The following is a 13601-nucleotide window of genomic DNA, read 5'->3' as shown; positions in this document are numbered from 1 at the left end:
CCTGAGGCTCTTCTCTTAGGGGGGCGGGGGCACGCAGTCCCGGGGCTCTGCCCTGCACCCGCGAAAGGTCTGGACCTCTCGAAACCATGACAGTTGCGCACAATGCGCCCGCCCCGCTTGCCCACGAAGCCGTTTCGGCACGACTCTTGGATGCAGCGAATCGGAAGAACCGATCATCCGGGAGGCACGCTCATGACGGCCACGCTGACGATCTCCAGTCGTAACTACTCGTCCTGGTCGCTGCGCGGCTGGCTGATCTGCCGGATGGCCGGGCTCGACTTCACGACCGAGATCCTGACCGGCGACGACGCCGCGAGCCGGGCGGAGCTCCTCCATCTCTCGCCGTCCTTCCTCGTGCCCCGCCTGCGCCACGAGGGCATCGTGGTCTGGGACACGCTCGCCATCGCCCAGTACCTCAACGAGACCTTCCCGGAAGCGGGCTTCCTGCCGAAGGATCCGGCGGCCCGCGCTCATTGCCGCTCGATCGCGGGCGAGATGCACGGGGGCTTCATCAACCTGCGCTCGGCCCTGCCGATGAACCTGAAGGCCTTCCACCCGAACTTCCGGATCTTCAACGGCGCCCGGTCCGACATCGACCGCATCGTGACGATCTTCGACGACTGCCTCGCCCGCTACGACGGGCCCTTTCTGTTCGGCGAGCGCCCGACGCTGGCCGACGCGATGTACGCCCCTGTCTGCACGCGCTTCCGCACCTACGACGTGGGCCTGCCGCCGCGCGCGAGCGCCTACCGCGACACGATCCTGCGCTGGCCCCTGATGCAGGAATGGATCGAGGCCGCCGCAGACGAACCGGAGGAGATCGAAGAACTCGACATGGAGTTCTGAAGGTCAGCACGACGGAAACTGGACGCCCGGCCTGCACTTTATTGCATCGCTGCGAAGCCTAGGCCGGCACACCGGCGCCGGCCCGGCCGCCTGGCCCGCCCCCTCGTTCCTCCCCAAGAGCGTTAGCCAAGGAGGAGAGTTACAGCCTGACAGACGTCCTTTGTCAGGCCACCTGAGCGCTTGATTGAAGCCCACCTGCATTTCTGTTCCACTCGAGCCTTAGAACAGGAACAATGTAGGTAGGAAATGATGCCGCGTTTCGAGCCCTGGAGCGCCCCGCGCGCCGCTGGGATCATCGCAGAGCACACCCATCTCGAAGGGGCGACGCTGCCGATCCTGCACGCCTTGCAGGAGACCTTCGGCTACGTCGATGCGGGGGCCGTGCCGCTCATCGCCGACGCGCTGAACCTGTCGCGCGCCGAGGTCCACGGCTGCATCACCTTCTACCACGACTTCCGGGCCCACCCGGCGGGTCGCCACACGGTGAAGCTCTGCCGCGCCGAGGCCTGCCAGGCGATGGGTTCGGACAAACTCCACGCCGACATCCTCAAGCGGCTCGGCACTGAGTGGCACGGCACGACGGCGGACGGCTCCTGCACCGTCGAGCCGGTCTACTGCCTCGGCCTCTGCGCCAACGGTCCCGCCGCCCTCGTCGACGGCGAGCCGGTCGCCCACCTGACCGCCGACGCCCTCGAAGCAGCCCTGACGGAGGTGCGCCAGTGAGCGTCACGATCACCGTTCCGCGCGACGCCGTCGCGCTCGGGCTCGGCGCCAACAAGGTCGCCCGCGCCCTCTTCGCCGGGGCCGAGCGCCGCGGTCTCGACGTCACCATCAAGCGCACCGGCTCGCGCGGCCTGTTCTGGCTGGAGCCGATGGTCGAGGTCGAGACGCCCGAGGGCCGGATCGCCTACGGCCCTGTGACCCTGAAGGACGTCGACGCGCTGCTCGATGCCGGCCTGACCACGGGCGGCGACCATCCGTTGCGCCTCGGCAAACCCGAGGAGATCCCGTTCCTCGCCCGGCAGCAGCGCCTGACCTTCCACCGCTGCGGCGTGGTCGATCCGGCCTCGGTCGAGGATTACCGGGCGCATGGCGGCTATCGCGGGCTCGAAGCCGCGCTCAAGAAGGACGCCGAAGGCATCGTCGCCGAGGTGCGCGAGTCGGGGCTGCGCGGCCGCGGCGGCGCCGGCTTTCCGGCCGGCATCAAGTGGAACACGGTGATGCTCGCCAAGGCGGAGCAGAAATACGTGGTCTGCAACGCCGACGAGGGCGATTCCGGCACCTTCGCCGACCGGATGATGATGGAGGGCGACCCCTTCAACCTCATCGAGGGCATGACCATCGCGGGCGTCGCGACGGGCGCCACGCGCGGCTACATCTACCTGCGCTCGGAGTACCCGCAGGCCTTCGAGACGCTGAAGGAGGCCATCGCCAACGGCGTGAAGGCCGGGGTGCTCGGCGACAACGTCATGGGCTCGGGCAAGACCTTCCACCTGGAAGTCCGGCTCGGCGCCGGTGCCTATATCTGCGGCGAGGAGACCTCGCTCTTGGAGAGCCTGGAGGGCCGCCGCGGCATCGTGCGGGCCAAGCCCCCGATCCCGGCGCTGAAGGGTTTCCTCGGCAAGCCGACACTCGTCAACAACGTGATGACCTTCACGGCCGTGCCCTGGATCTTGGAGCATGGCGCCAAGGCCTACGCCGATTACGGCATGGGCCGCTCGCTCGGCACGCTGCCGATCCAGCTCGCCGGCAACATCAAGCATGGCGGCCTGATCGAGATGGCGTTCGGCATCACGCTGCGCGAGGTCATCGAGGATTTCGGCGGCGGCACCCGCTCCGGACGGCCGGTCCGCGCCGTGCAGGTCGGCGGCCCGCTCGGGGCCTACTTCCCGGACGAACTCCTCGACACGCCCCTCGACTATGAGGCGATGGCGGCCAAGAAGGGCCTCGTCGGCCACGGCGGCATCGTGGTCTTCGACGACACCGTCGACATGGCGAAACAGGCCCGCTTCGCCTTCGAGTTCTGCGCGACCGAGTCGTGCGGCAAGTGCACCCCCTGCCGCATCGGCGCGACCCGCGGCGTCGAGACGATGGACAAGGTGATCGCCGGAATCCGGCCGGACCAGAACCTGAAGCTGGTCGAGGATCTCTGCGAGGTCATGACCGATGGGTCGCTCTGCGCCATGGGCGGGCTCACCCCGATGCCCGTGATGAGCGCGATCACCCATTTCCCCGAGGATTTCAGGCGCGCCGGGGACTTCCCGGTCGCGGCCGAGTGAGGAGGCGTCGATGGGCCTGATCAAGGAAATCGACTACGGCACGCCGATCCGCGTCAACGAGCAGACGGTGACGCTGACCATCGACGGCATGTCCGTCACGGTGCCGGCCGGCACCTCGGTGATGGCGGCCGCGATGAATGCGGGCACGCAGATCCCGAAGCTCTGCGCCACGGACTCGCTGGAGCCCTTCGGCTCCTGTCGCCTCTGCCTCGTCGAGATCGAGGGGCGGCGCGGCACGCCTGCCTCCTGCACCACGCCTGCCGAGAACGGCATGGTGGTGCACACGCAGTCGGACAAGCTCGCGCGACTCCGCAAGGGCGTGATGGAGCTCTACATCTCCGATCACCCGCTCGACTGCCTGACCTGCGCGGCCAACGGCGATTGCGAGCTGCAGACCCAGGCCGGCGTCGTGGGCCTGCGCGACGTGCGCTACGGCTACGAGGGCGACAACCACGTCCGGCCGACCTCCGAGAAATACCTGCCCAAGGACGAGTCGAACCCCTACTTCACCTACGACCCGTCGAAGTGCATCGTCTGCAACCGCTGCGTCCGCGCCTGCGAGGAGGTGCAGGGCACCTTCGCGCTGACCATCGCGGGCCGCGGCTTCGATAGCCGGGTCGCTGCCGGTCCCACGAACTTCTTCGAGTCCGAGTGCGTCTCCTGCGGCGCCTGCGTGCAGGCCTGCCCGACCGCGACGCTCCAGGAGAAGTCGATCCACGAGTTCGGCCAGCCCGAGCACGCGGAGGTCACGACCTGCGCCTATTGCGGCGTCGGCTGCTCGTTCAAGGCCGAGATGCAGGGCGAGCGGGTCGTCCGCATGGTGCCCTACAAGGGCGGCAAGGCCAACGAGGGCCATAGCTGCGTCAAGGGCCGCTTCGCCTACGGCTACGCCACCCACAAGGACCGCATCACCAAGCCGATGATCCGCGAGAAGATCACGGATCCGTGGCGCGAGGTCTCCTGGGAGGAGGCGATCGACCGCGCGGCCTCCGAGTTCAAGCGCATCCAGGCCACCTACGGCCGGGACTCGGTCGGCGGCATCACCTCGTCGCGCTGCACCAACGAGGAGGCCTACCTCGTCCAGAAGCTCGTGCGCGCGGCGTTTGGCAACAACAACGTCGATACCTGCGCCCGCGTCTGCCACTCGCCCACCGGCTACGGCCTGATGTCGACGCTGGGTACCTCAGCCGGCACGCAGGACTTCGCCTCCGTGGCCCATTCCGACGTGATCCTGGTGATCGGCGCCAACCCGACCGACGGCCACCCGGTCTTCGGCTCGCGCATGAAGAAGCGCCTGCGCGAGGGCGCCAAGCTCATCGTCGCCGACCCGCGCAGGATCGACCTCGTGAAGTCGCCCCACATCAAGGCGGACTTCCACCTGCCCCTGAAGCCCGGCTCCAACGTCGCCTTCATCAACTCGCTGGCGCACGTCATCGTCACCGAGGGGCTGATCGACGAGGCCTATGTCCGCGAGCGCTGCGATCTGGCCGAGTTCGAGTCCTGGGCCCGCTTCATCGCCGACGAGCGCCACTCGCCGGAGAACCAACAGCAATTCACCGGGCTCGATCCCGAGCAGGTGCGCGGCGCGGCGCGGCTCTACGCCAAGGGCGGCGCGGCCGGCATCTACTACGGCCTCGGCGTCACCGAGCACAGCCAGGGCTCGACCATGGTGATGGGCATGGCCAACATCGCCATGGCCACCGGTAATATCGGCATGCTGGGTGCGGGCGTGAACCCGCTGCGCGGCCAGAACAACGTGCAGGGCTCCTGCGACATGGGCTCGTTCCCGCACGAGCTGCCGGGCTACCGCCACGTCTCGGACGACGCCACCCGCGAGAGCTTCGAGTCCCTCTGGGGCGCCAAGCTCGACAACGCGCCGGGACTGCGCATCACCAACATGCTGGACGAGGCCGTCGATGGCGCCTTCAAGGGCATGTACATCCAGGGCGAGGACATCGCGCAGTCCGACCCCGACACGCACCACGTCACCGCCGGCCTGATGGCGATGGAGTGCATCGTCGTGCAGGACCTGTTCCTGAACGAGACCGCCAAGTACGCCCACGTCTTCCTGCCGGGCGCCTCGTTCCTGGAGAAGGACGGCACCTTCACCAACGCCGAGCGCCGCATCTCGCGCGTCCGCAAGGTCATGGCCCCGATGGGCGGCTACGGCGACTGGGAGGGCACGGTGCTGCTCTCGAACGCGCTCGGCTACCCGATGAACTACTCGCACCCGTCCGAGATCATGGACGAGATCGCGGCGCTCACCCCGAGCTTCACTGGCGTGTCCTACGCCAAGCTCGACGAGCTGGGCTCTGTGCAGTGGCCCTGCAACGAGCAGGCGCCGCTCGGCACCCCTATGATGCACGTGGACCGCTTCGTCCGCGGCAAGGGCCGGTTCATGATCACCGAGTTCGTGCCGACCGAGGAGCGCACGGGGGCGAAGTTCCCGCTCATCCTCACCACGGGCCGCATCCTCTCCCAGTACAATGTCGGCGCGCAGACGAGGCGCACCCACAATTCGCGCTGGCACGAGGAGGACGTGCTGGAGATCCACCCCTTCGACGCGGAGCTTCGCGGCATCGTGGACGGCGATCTCGTCTCCCTGGAGAGCCGCTCGGGCGACATCGCGCTGAAGGCCCGGGTCTCCGAGCGGATGCAGCCGGGCGTGGTCTACACCACCTTCCACCACGCCAAGACCGGCGCCAACGTCATCACCACGGACTACTCGGACTGGGCGACCAACTGCCCCGAGTACAAGGTGACGGCGGTGCAGGTGCGGCGCACCAACCGGCCCTCCGACTGGCAGGCGAAGTTCTACGAGGAGGATTTCTCGCTGACGCGCATCGCCCAGTCTCTGAAGGCGGCGGAGTAAGCCCGGATGAGCGCCCTCACGCAGGCGGACAAGCTCGTCCGCATGGCCAACCAGATCGCCGCCTTCTTCCGGTCCTATCCGGAGGAGGAGGCGGTCGCCGGGATCGACAAGCACATCCGGGCCTTCTGGACGCCGAAGATGATCGCGCATCTGGAGAACGCCCTGCCGGAGCAGGGCGATCGTGTGGACGAGCTTGTGGTCCGGGCCCTCTCGGGGGCGGAGCCGCAGGCTGACAGCCCGGTCCGCGCCGCCACCCGTGACCCGCAGCTCCTGGGCGCGGGCGCCAGCGACGCGGGCTGACGCCCGGGACGTGCTCCTCTACCCGCTGGGTTCTGCGACCCGGGCTCCTCACGAGCCCGGGTTTTGCCGTTTCGGACGACCCAGTATCGCTCCTGACGCTGCCGAGCGTCGTGGGCAGACGTTAGGCGCGCCACAATAATCTTGCGCGCCACCTATTCAACCGGCAGTAATGTCAATCCCTATGTATCGGCACTCTACGACCCATGACGGTCTCTAGCCCTTTATGGCAGGCATCTCGGCCGCAACAATTCTATCTTGCCCGCGATCTCCGCTTCCAATAGAGGCTCCGTTGAGGGATCGTTAAGGTTTATTAACGATGCTGCCGCCTCGTCCCGCGGGGAAGGAGCCATGAACATCATCGAACTCGTCCGCCTGTTCGCGGAGCCGCTCGATGTTGCGGTCGTTCTCACCGATATCGATCTCGATCGCCCCGGGCCGACGGTCCTGTACACCAATCCGGCCTTCCTCCGGATGAGCGGCTACGACTCCGACGAGGTTCTCGGGCGCTCGCCGCGCATGCTGCAGGGGCCGGGCACCAGCCGCGAGGCGACGCGGCAGATCCAGCGGGCGCTGCGCCTCGAAGGCCGCTTCACGGGCTTCCTGCAGAACTACCGCAAGGACGGCGAGGCCTATCTCTGCGAGCTCGACGTGCGCACCGTGCGGCGGCGGGACGGAACGCCGGAAGCCTTCATCGCCTTCGAGCGCGAGGTGGTGCGTCGGCGTGGGCGGCCCGCACGCGGCGGCGGAGGCCGCTACCGGCCGATCCACGCGGCAGCGCTCCCGCTCACGGAGAACTTCGCGCCGCTCTTCGACTGAGAGCCTCCCACAGAACGTCCGCAGCGCCGTCGGGCGGGGCGGGAGGGCGCCCGCTGATCGGCGCTCTATGAGAGGCGCTGAGACTGTCGACGTCCTCCGGTTGAGGGCAGGAGCCCGCCGAACTACCCTGCGTTCGGCACCAACCCGCGCGCTGCCCGGAAGCCCCCGTGATCGACAAGCTCGACTTCCTGCTCGCCCTCGCCCGCGAGCAGCATTTCGGCCACGCAGCCGAGGTCTGCGGCGTGACGCAGCAGACCCTCTCGGCCGGGGTGAAGCAGCTCGAGAACCGCTTCGGCGTCCAGCTGGTCCTGCGCGGCTCGCGCTTCCAGGGCTTCACGCCGGAGGGCGAGCGGGTGCTGGAGTGGGCTCGCCGGATCGTGGCCGACGCCCGCGCCATGCAGGAGGACATCTCGGCCCTGCGCAAGGGACTGACCGGGCATCTGCGCATCGCCGCGATCCCGACCGCGCTGCCGATGGTCGCGAGCCTGACGACGCCCTACCGCGCCCGCCACCCTGACGTGCGGCTCACCGTCGAATCGACCACCTCGACTGACATCTTCTCGCTGATCGAGAACCTGGAGGCCGATGCGGGCCTGACCTACCTCGACAACGAGCCGCTGGGCCGGGTCATCGCCGTGCCGCTCTACAGAGAGCGCTACCGCCTGCTGACGGCGGCTGGCGGCCCCTACGACGACCGCGCCTCGGTGACCTGGGCGGAGATCGGCCGCATCCCGCTCTGCCTGCTCACGCCCAACATGCAGAATCGGCGCATCATCGACCAGCAGATCCGCGCCGCCGGCCAGGAGCCCGCGACCACGCTCGAATCGAACTCGATGATCGTGCTGATGACCCATGTGCGCACCCTGCGCTGGGCGAGTGTGCTGCCGGCGATCCTCAGCGACGCGCTCGGGCCCATGGAGGGCGTGCGGGCGATCCCGATAACCGGACCGGTGCTGGAGCACACGATCGGCCTCGTGGCGGCCAAGCGCGAGCCCTCGACCCCGATGGTCACCGCCCTCGTCGCCATCGCGCGCGGGCTGACCCGGACGCTCGACCCGACGCTCGACGGCACGGTCTACGGGCTGCCGCCGGAGCTGTGATCTCGGCGCTGCGCCCACAGCCTCGAAAGGCCCGCAGGCCCCAGGGATCCCCGGGAACGAGAAGAGCCGCCCCGTTGCCGGAGCGGCTCTCGAATGCGTCCGAAGAAGAAGCCCGATTACTTGATCTTGGCTTCCTTGAAGTCGACGTGCTTGCGCGCGACGGGATCGTACTTGCGCATCGTCAGCTTCTCGGTCTGCGTGCGCGAGTTCTTCTTGGTGACGTAGAAGTAGCCCGTGTCGGCGGTGGAGACGAGCTTGATCTTGACGGTGACGGCCTTGGCCATGGGGCGGCGCTCCTGAGCTTCGCGGCATTCCGCGTAAGCGAAACGCGAAAACGAAAAGGGCCGGGCTTTGCCCCCGGCCGGAATACGCGCGGGTCAATGCCCGATCCGGCCTCGGCGGTCAAGACCCACAGGGTTCTGCGCCCCCTCTACAGGGCCACCCGCTCCCGCCTTCCGTGGCGCTCGTAATGGAACGGGATCTGGCGATACGGCGCGAAACCGACCGCGATCTGGGCCTCCAGTTCGTCGAGGATCATGCGGGTGATGAAGGGCAGGTCGAGCTTGCGCGCCGTGTCGAGCCGCAGCCATGCGAGTTCGACGAGTTCCGCCTCCGGCCCGATCCGGCCGGGCTCCTCGACAACGACCGCCGCGCGCTCCGCGGTGAAGAAACGGGTATCGAAGCGCCGCACCTGCTTCGGCGGCGTGATTGCCCGGGCGACGAGATGGAGCGCCTCCAGATCCGGCAGCACGCCGTGCCGGCCGAAGGCCTCCCAGCCCACAGGGACCATCTCGGGTGGCCCGTATTCCCGGGTGCCGACGACGAGGCCCGTCTCCTCGAAGGTCTCGCGGATGGCGGCGAGCGCCAGCACCCGGCCGAGATCCTGCGGCGGGCGCGTGACCTGCCGCACCAGAGCGGCCTCGGCATAGTCCGGCAGCGCGTTCGCCACCGGCATGCGCCGGTCGCCGGGTTCCGTGCGGCCACCCGGGAACACGAACTTGCCCGGCATGAAGGCGAGGCCCGGATTGCGCCGGCCCATCAGCACGCGGGGGCCGCCCCGGCGGCGGTCGATGAGGATCAGCGCGGCGGCATCGCGCGGGCGCAGCGATCGCACAGGGAGCTTCGGGGTCGCGTGCGCCTCGGCCGCCTCAGGCGCGGCCGAGATCGGCCCGTCCGTGTCCGCTCTGTCCAATGGCTGGGCCTCCCTCCGTGGCGGAGCGCACCCCCGGTAGCCTAGCGAAACCGTGCAAGCCAAGGGCGTATTGCAGTCCGACCACCGCGCCCTTCACCGGCTGGAGCAGCCCGAGCGCCAGCCCGAGCGTGACGACCGGCCAGAAGCTGAACTGGAACCACAGCGGTACGTCGTAGCCCATCTCCAGCTCCAGGATCAGGTAGCCGACGAGATGGGCGACGATGAAGATCACCAGATAGGGCGGCAGGTCGTCGGCCCGGTGATGGTGCAGCTCCAGCCCGCAGGATTCGCAGGCGGGGCGCACCTTGAGGAAGCGGCCGAAGATCCTGCCTTCCCCGCAATGCGGGCAGCGCCCGAGGAAGCCCCGGCCCATCGATCGGATCAGGCCCGTGCGGGCCGGCGCCCCGGTCTCGGGAAGATCGCTCGCACTCATCACCGCCTCACATCTTCCGGCCGACCTTTGGAACGCGGGGCATGGACCTCGGGCTCGGCACCCAGGACTGGATATGGGATCGGACCCGCTCCGCAGGAGCGGATGGGTCCTGCGCCCTACTGTCCCCGCCGGGCCTGCGCGGCGAAGCGCACCGCCTCCTCCGCCGCCCGGAACAGGGCACGCGCCTTGTTGACGCATTCCTGCTGCTCGGAGGCCGGGTCCGAATCGTACACGATGCCCGCTCCCGCCTGGACGTGCATGCGCCCGTCCTTCACGATCGCCGTGCGCAGCACGATGCAGGTGTCCATCTCGCCGCGGGCGCCGAAATAGCCGATGCAGCCGCCGTAGGGCCCGCGCTTCTCGCGCTCCAGCTCGTCGATGATCTCCATTGCCCGCACCTTCGGGGCACCCGAGACCGTGCCGGCCGGGAAGCCTGCGGCGAGCGCCGAGAGCGCGTCGTGGGCGGGATCCAGCGTGCCCTCGACGTTCGAGACGATGTGCATCACCTGGCTGTAGTACTCGAGGAAGAACGAGTCCGTGACCCGCACGCTGCCGATGCGGGAGACCCGGCCGACATCGTTGCGGCCGAGATCGAGCAGCATCAGGTGCTCGGAGCGCTCCTTCGGGTCGGCCAGAAGCTCCTCGGCGAGCGCACGGTCCTCGGCCGGCGTGGCGCCGCGGCGGCGCGTGCCGGCGATCGGCCGGATCGTCACCGTGCCGTCCCGCAGCCGCACCAGGATCTCGGGGCTGGAGCAGACCACCTGGAAGGCCTCGAAATCGAGGTAGCACAGGAACGGCGCCGGGTTCGTGCGCCGCAAGCTCCGGTAGAGCGCGAAGGCCGGCAGCGTGAAGGGCGCCTCGAAGCGCTGCGAGAGCACCACCTGGAAGATGTCGCCCGCGACGATGTATTCCTTGGCCTTGGCCACCATCGCCGCGTAGGCGTCCGGCGGCGTGTTCGAGACCGGCTCCGGGGGCGCGACCTCCGCGAGGTCGATCCGCGCCTCGATCGGCAGGGGGCCTTCGAGCGCCGCCGCCACCCGGTCGAGCCGGGCGAGGGCGTCCTCGTGGGCGGCCCGCGCGCTGACGCCCTCGGCCGGGCGCACCGGGCAGACCACCGTGATGAGGTCGCGCACCGCGTCGAACACCACCATGGTGCGCGGGCGGATCATCACCGCGTCCGGCACGCCGAGCGGGTCGGGATTGGGCTCGGGCAGCCGCTCCATCGCCCGGACCATGTCGTAGCCGAGATAGCCGAACAGGCCGGCGGCCATCGGCGGCAGGTCCGCTCCCTTGTCTTCACCCGCCTCCGCGATCGCGCTCTCGGCGATCAGCGCCCTGAGGCTTGCCAGCGGCGCCCGCTCGTCCGGCTCGAACCGCGCGAGGTCAGGCCCGCGCGTCCGCTCCGGCCGGCCGTCGCGGCAGCGCCAGATCAGGTCGGGATCAAGCCCGATCATCGAGTAGCGCCCGCGCACCGCGCCGCCCTCGACGGATTCGAGCAGGAAGGCCGGGCCGGCATGCCCGACCCGGAGCTTGAGGAAGGCGGCGACCGGGGTCTCCAGATCCGCCACCAGCGTCAGGCTGAGGAGCGTCGGGCGCCCCGCCTCGTAGGCCGCCCGGACGGCGTCGAAGTCGCTGGGCTCCGACATCAGTACTCGCCGCCGATCGCCCGGCGGAGCGCCGCCTGGTTGACGCTGACGCCCGCGCTCTTCTGCACCTCGGCGATGTAGGCGCCGAGCACGTCGTCGGCGATCGCCGTGCGGAAGTTGCCCTCCACGGTTTTGTCGCTCGGGCTGCCCGGCACGTAGGCCGGCATCGTCGCCTGCGTGACCTTGAACACGGCCCGGTTCTCGCCGGACTGGGCCGAGCCCGCCTTGCCGACATTCGTGGCGAAGACGCGAGCCACCACGTCGGCGGTGAGCTGGTCCTTCGGCTGGTTGCGAGCGATGTCCTCGGCCGTGTGTGGGTTCAGGCCGGCCTCCGTGGCCAGCGCCTCGATGGTCTCACCCTTGTCGAGGCGCTCGGCCAGTTCCCGGCCCTTGGCCTGGAGGCGCTTCTCGACCTCGGCGCTCCGCCAGCCGGCGGCGACCGCATCGCGGACCGCGTCGAGGGGCTTGTCGTGGGCGGCGTCGACCTTCGTGACGTCGTACCAGACGTAACCGCCGTTCTTCGTGCGCAGGGGCTCGTTGTCGCCGCCGATCTCGGCGCGGAACACGGCCGGCAGCGTCGTGTCGGCCTCCGGGACGCCTGCGACCTTCTCGCCCGCCGGGTCGCGGCCCTGCGCGTCGACGGCCGGCACGGCGACGAGAGCGAGACCGCGCTCCTTCGCGATGTCGGCGAGCGGCTTGGCGCTCGCGCGCTCGTCCTCGACGGCGTCGTGGGTCTTGTCGATGCCCTCGCGCGCCCGGGTCAGGGCGACCTGACGGCGGATCTCGCCCTCGACCTCGCTGAGCGGCTTCACCGTGCCGGGCTCGATCGTCGTCACGTCGAGGAGCACCGTGCCGAAGCGGCCCTTCACCGGCTGGCTGACCTTGCCCTGCTCCAGCCCGAAGGCCGCCTCGGCCACCGCCGGGTCGAACAGCTCGGCCTTGGTCAGGGTGCCCAGCACCAGATCCTTGTCGTCGGTGCCGCGTTCCTTGGCCACCGCCTCGAAGCTCTTCTCGCCCGACTCGATCGCCTTGCGGGCCTCCTCGGCCGAAGCCTCGTCGGGGAAGACGATCTGCCGGATGGTGCGGCGCTCCGGCTTGCCGAACGTGCCCTTCTGGGCGTCGTAGATCTTCTGCACCTCCTCGGCCGAGACGGCGTCGGGCTTGGCCAGCGCCTCGGGGTCGAGCACCAGGAGGTTCACGGCGCGGGTCTCGGGTGCGCGGTAGGCCGCCTTGTTGGCCTCGTAATAGGCCTTCAGATCATCCTCGCTCGGGGCTGGGATGTCGCCCGCCACCGAGGGGGTGAGGATGAGGTAGGCGGCCGCGCGCCGCTCCGTGCTGTAGCGGTGCACGGCTTCCCGCATCGCCTGGGGCACGGGCAGATCCGCCGAGACTGCCTCGGCGAGCTGCAGCCGGGCGATGACGGCCCGCTGCTCGCGCACGAAGAGCTGCTCGTTGAGGCCCGCCCGCTGCAGGGTCTGGTAGAACAGCGCCCGGTCGAAGCGGCCTTCCGCGTTCTGGAAGCTCTTCTCGTCCTGGATCGCCCGGAGCACGGCGGCGTCGGACACGGCGAGGCCGAGGTCGCTCGTCTTCTGGTCGAGGGCGGCCTCGGTGACGAGCTGCTGCAGCACCTGCCGCTCGATGCCGAGCGCGCGGGCCTGGTCCGGCGTGATGTTGCGGCGGAACTGCGCCTGGAAGCGCTGGAGCTGGTTCTGGTAGGCGCTGCGCACGGCTTCAGCGCCGATCTGCGTCTTGCCGACGGTGGCGACCGTGGTGCTGGAGCCGCCGCGGAAGAACTCCTCGACGCCGAAGATGCCCACGCCCGCGATCAGCAGGGTGAAGATGATCGTCAGGACGATCTTGCCGAGCCAGTGCTGGCTGGCGTCGCGAATGTTCTGGAGCATCGTTGTCCCGCGTCCTCCCCGCGCCCGTGGGCTGCGAGGGCCGTCACCCGTTCGCGCGTCCGCAGGGTCATGTGCAGGCGCGCCTTTACATTCGCGATAGCCCATCCGCGGGCGCCTCGCCAAGTTACCGATGACGCTGCGACCGGAGCTGCGACGCCGGCCGCGCCGTCGTCACCGGACCGGTTTGCGCGCCCAAGCTTGCTCTGCTAGGCCCGG

General features: G+C 69.3%; 12 protein-coding genes. 7 read left to right on the top strand and 5 right to left on the bottom strand.

Annotation, left to right across the window (positions count from 1 at the left end; translation table 11 throughout):
• Window positions 1-192 precede the first annotated feature (192 nt).
• The 7 genes from DK427_RS04065 to DK427_RS04035 all read left to right on the top strand — a co-directional run bounded on the left by DK427_RS04065 (window position 193) and on the right by DK427_RS04035 (window position 8213).
• On the top strand, window positions 193-846 hold the full coding sequence (locus DK427_RS04065) for a glutathione S-transferase family protein (protein WP_245930790.1): 654 nt from the start codon (window positions 193-195) through the stop codon (window positions 844-846).
• A 249-nt stretch (window positions 847-1095) separates the two neighbouring features.
• Window positions 1096-1569: a formate dehydrogenase subunit gamma gene (locus tag DK427_RS04060; RefSeq protein ID WP_109953991.1), complete on the top strand. Its 474-nt coding sequence runs from the start codon at window positions 1096-1098 to the stop codon at window positions 1567-1569.
• Entirely contained in the window at window positions 1566-3125 is a 1560-nt protein-coding gene (locus DK427_RS04055) for a formate dehydrogenase beta subunit (RefSeq protein ID WP_109950150.1), read from the top strand. The genes DK427_RS04060 and DK427_RS04055 overlap by 4 nt, the downstream gene beginning before the upstream one ends.
• 10 nt (window positions 3126-3135) lie before the next feature.
• Complete coding sequence (gene fdhF / locus DK427_RS04050) at window positions 3136-5997, top strand: formate dehydrogenase subunit alpha (protein WP_109950149.1); 2862 nt, start codon at window positions 3136-3138, stop codon at window positions 5995-5997.
• Window positions 5998-6003: 6 nt separating this feature from the next.
• On the top strand, window positions 6004-6297 hold the full coding sequence (locus DK427_RS04045; protein WP_109950148.1) for a formate dehydrogenase subunit delta: 294 nt from the start codon (window positions 6004-6006) through the stop codon (window positions 6295-6297).
• 348 nt (window positions 6298-6645) lie between these two features.
• Complete coding sequence (locus DK427_RS04040) at window positions 6646-7113, top strand: PAS domain-containing protein (RefSeq protein ID WP_109950147.1); 468 nt, start codon at window positions 6646-6648, stop codon at window positions 7111-7113.
• Window positions 7114-7280: 167 nt separating this feature from the next.
• Window positions 7281-8213: a LysR family transcriptional regulator gene (locus tag DK427_RS04035; protein ID WP_109950146.1), complete on the top strand. Its 933-nt coding sequence runs from the start codon at window positions 7281-7283 to the stop codon at window positions 8211-8213.
• A gap of 116 nt (window positions 8214-8329) precedes the next feature.
• Here DK427_RS04035 and rpmG read toward each other — a convergent pair whose 3' ends face one another.
• The 5 genes from rpmG to DK427_RS04010 form a co-directional block, all read right to left on the bottom strand.
• Window positions 8330-8497, bottom strand: a complete 168-nt coding sequence (gene rpmG / locus DK427_RS04030; protein WP_109950145.1) for a 50S ribosomal protein L33 — start codon at window positions 8495-8497, stop codon at window positions 8330-8332.
• Window positions 8498-8643: 146 nt separating this feature from the next.
• Entirely contained in the window at window positions 8644-9405 is a 762-nt protein-coding gene (locus DK427_RS04025; protein WP_109950144.1) for an NUDIX hydrolase, read from the bottom strand.
• The gene (locus tag DK427_RS04020) at window positions 9362-9838 is read right to left on the bottom strand and encodes a DUF983 domain-containing protein (RefSeq protein ID WP_109950143.1); all 477 of its coding nucleotides are present in this window, start codon (window positions 9836-9838) and stop codon (window positions 9362-9364) included. The genes DK427_RS04025 and DK427_RS04020 overlap by 44 nt, the downstream gene beginning before the upstream one ends.
• Before the next feature lie 116 nt (window positions 9839-9954).
• On the bottom strand, window positions 9955-11484 hold the full coding sequence (trpE, locus tag DK427_RS04015; RefSeq protein WP_109950142.1) for an anthranilate synthase component I: 1530 nt from the start codon (window positions 11482-11484) through the stop codon (window positions 9955-9957).
• Window positions 11484-13385, bottom strand: a complete 1902-nt coding sequence (locus DK427_RS04010) for a peptidylprolyl isomerase (RefSeq protein WP_109950141.1) — start codon at window positions 13383-13385, stop codon at window positions 11484-11486. The genes trpE and DK427_RS04010 overlap by 1 nt, the downstream gene beginning before the upstream one ends.
• Between the last annotated feature and the right edge of the window lie 216 nt (window positions 13386-13601).

This window comes from Methylobacterium radiodurans, assembly GCF_003173735.1.
Lineage (GTDB): Bacteria > Pseudomonadota > Alphaproteobacteria > Rhizobiales > Beijerinckiaceae > Methylobacterium > Methylobacterium radiodurans.
The sequence above is the reverse complement of the archived record's forward strand: the minus strand, read 5'-3'. Positions and strand labels throughout refer to the sequence as shown.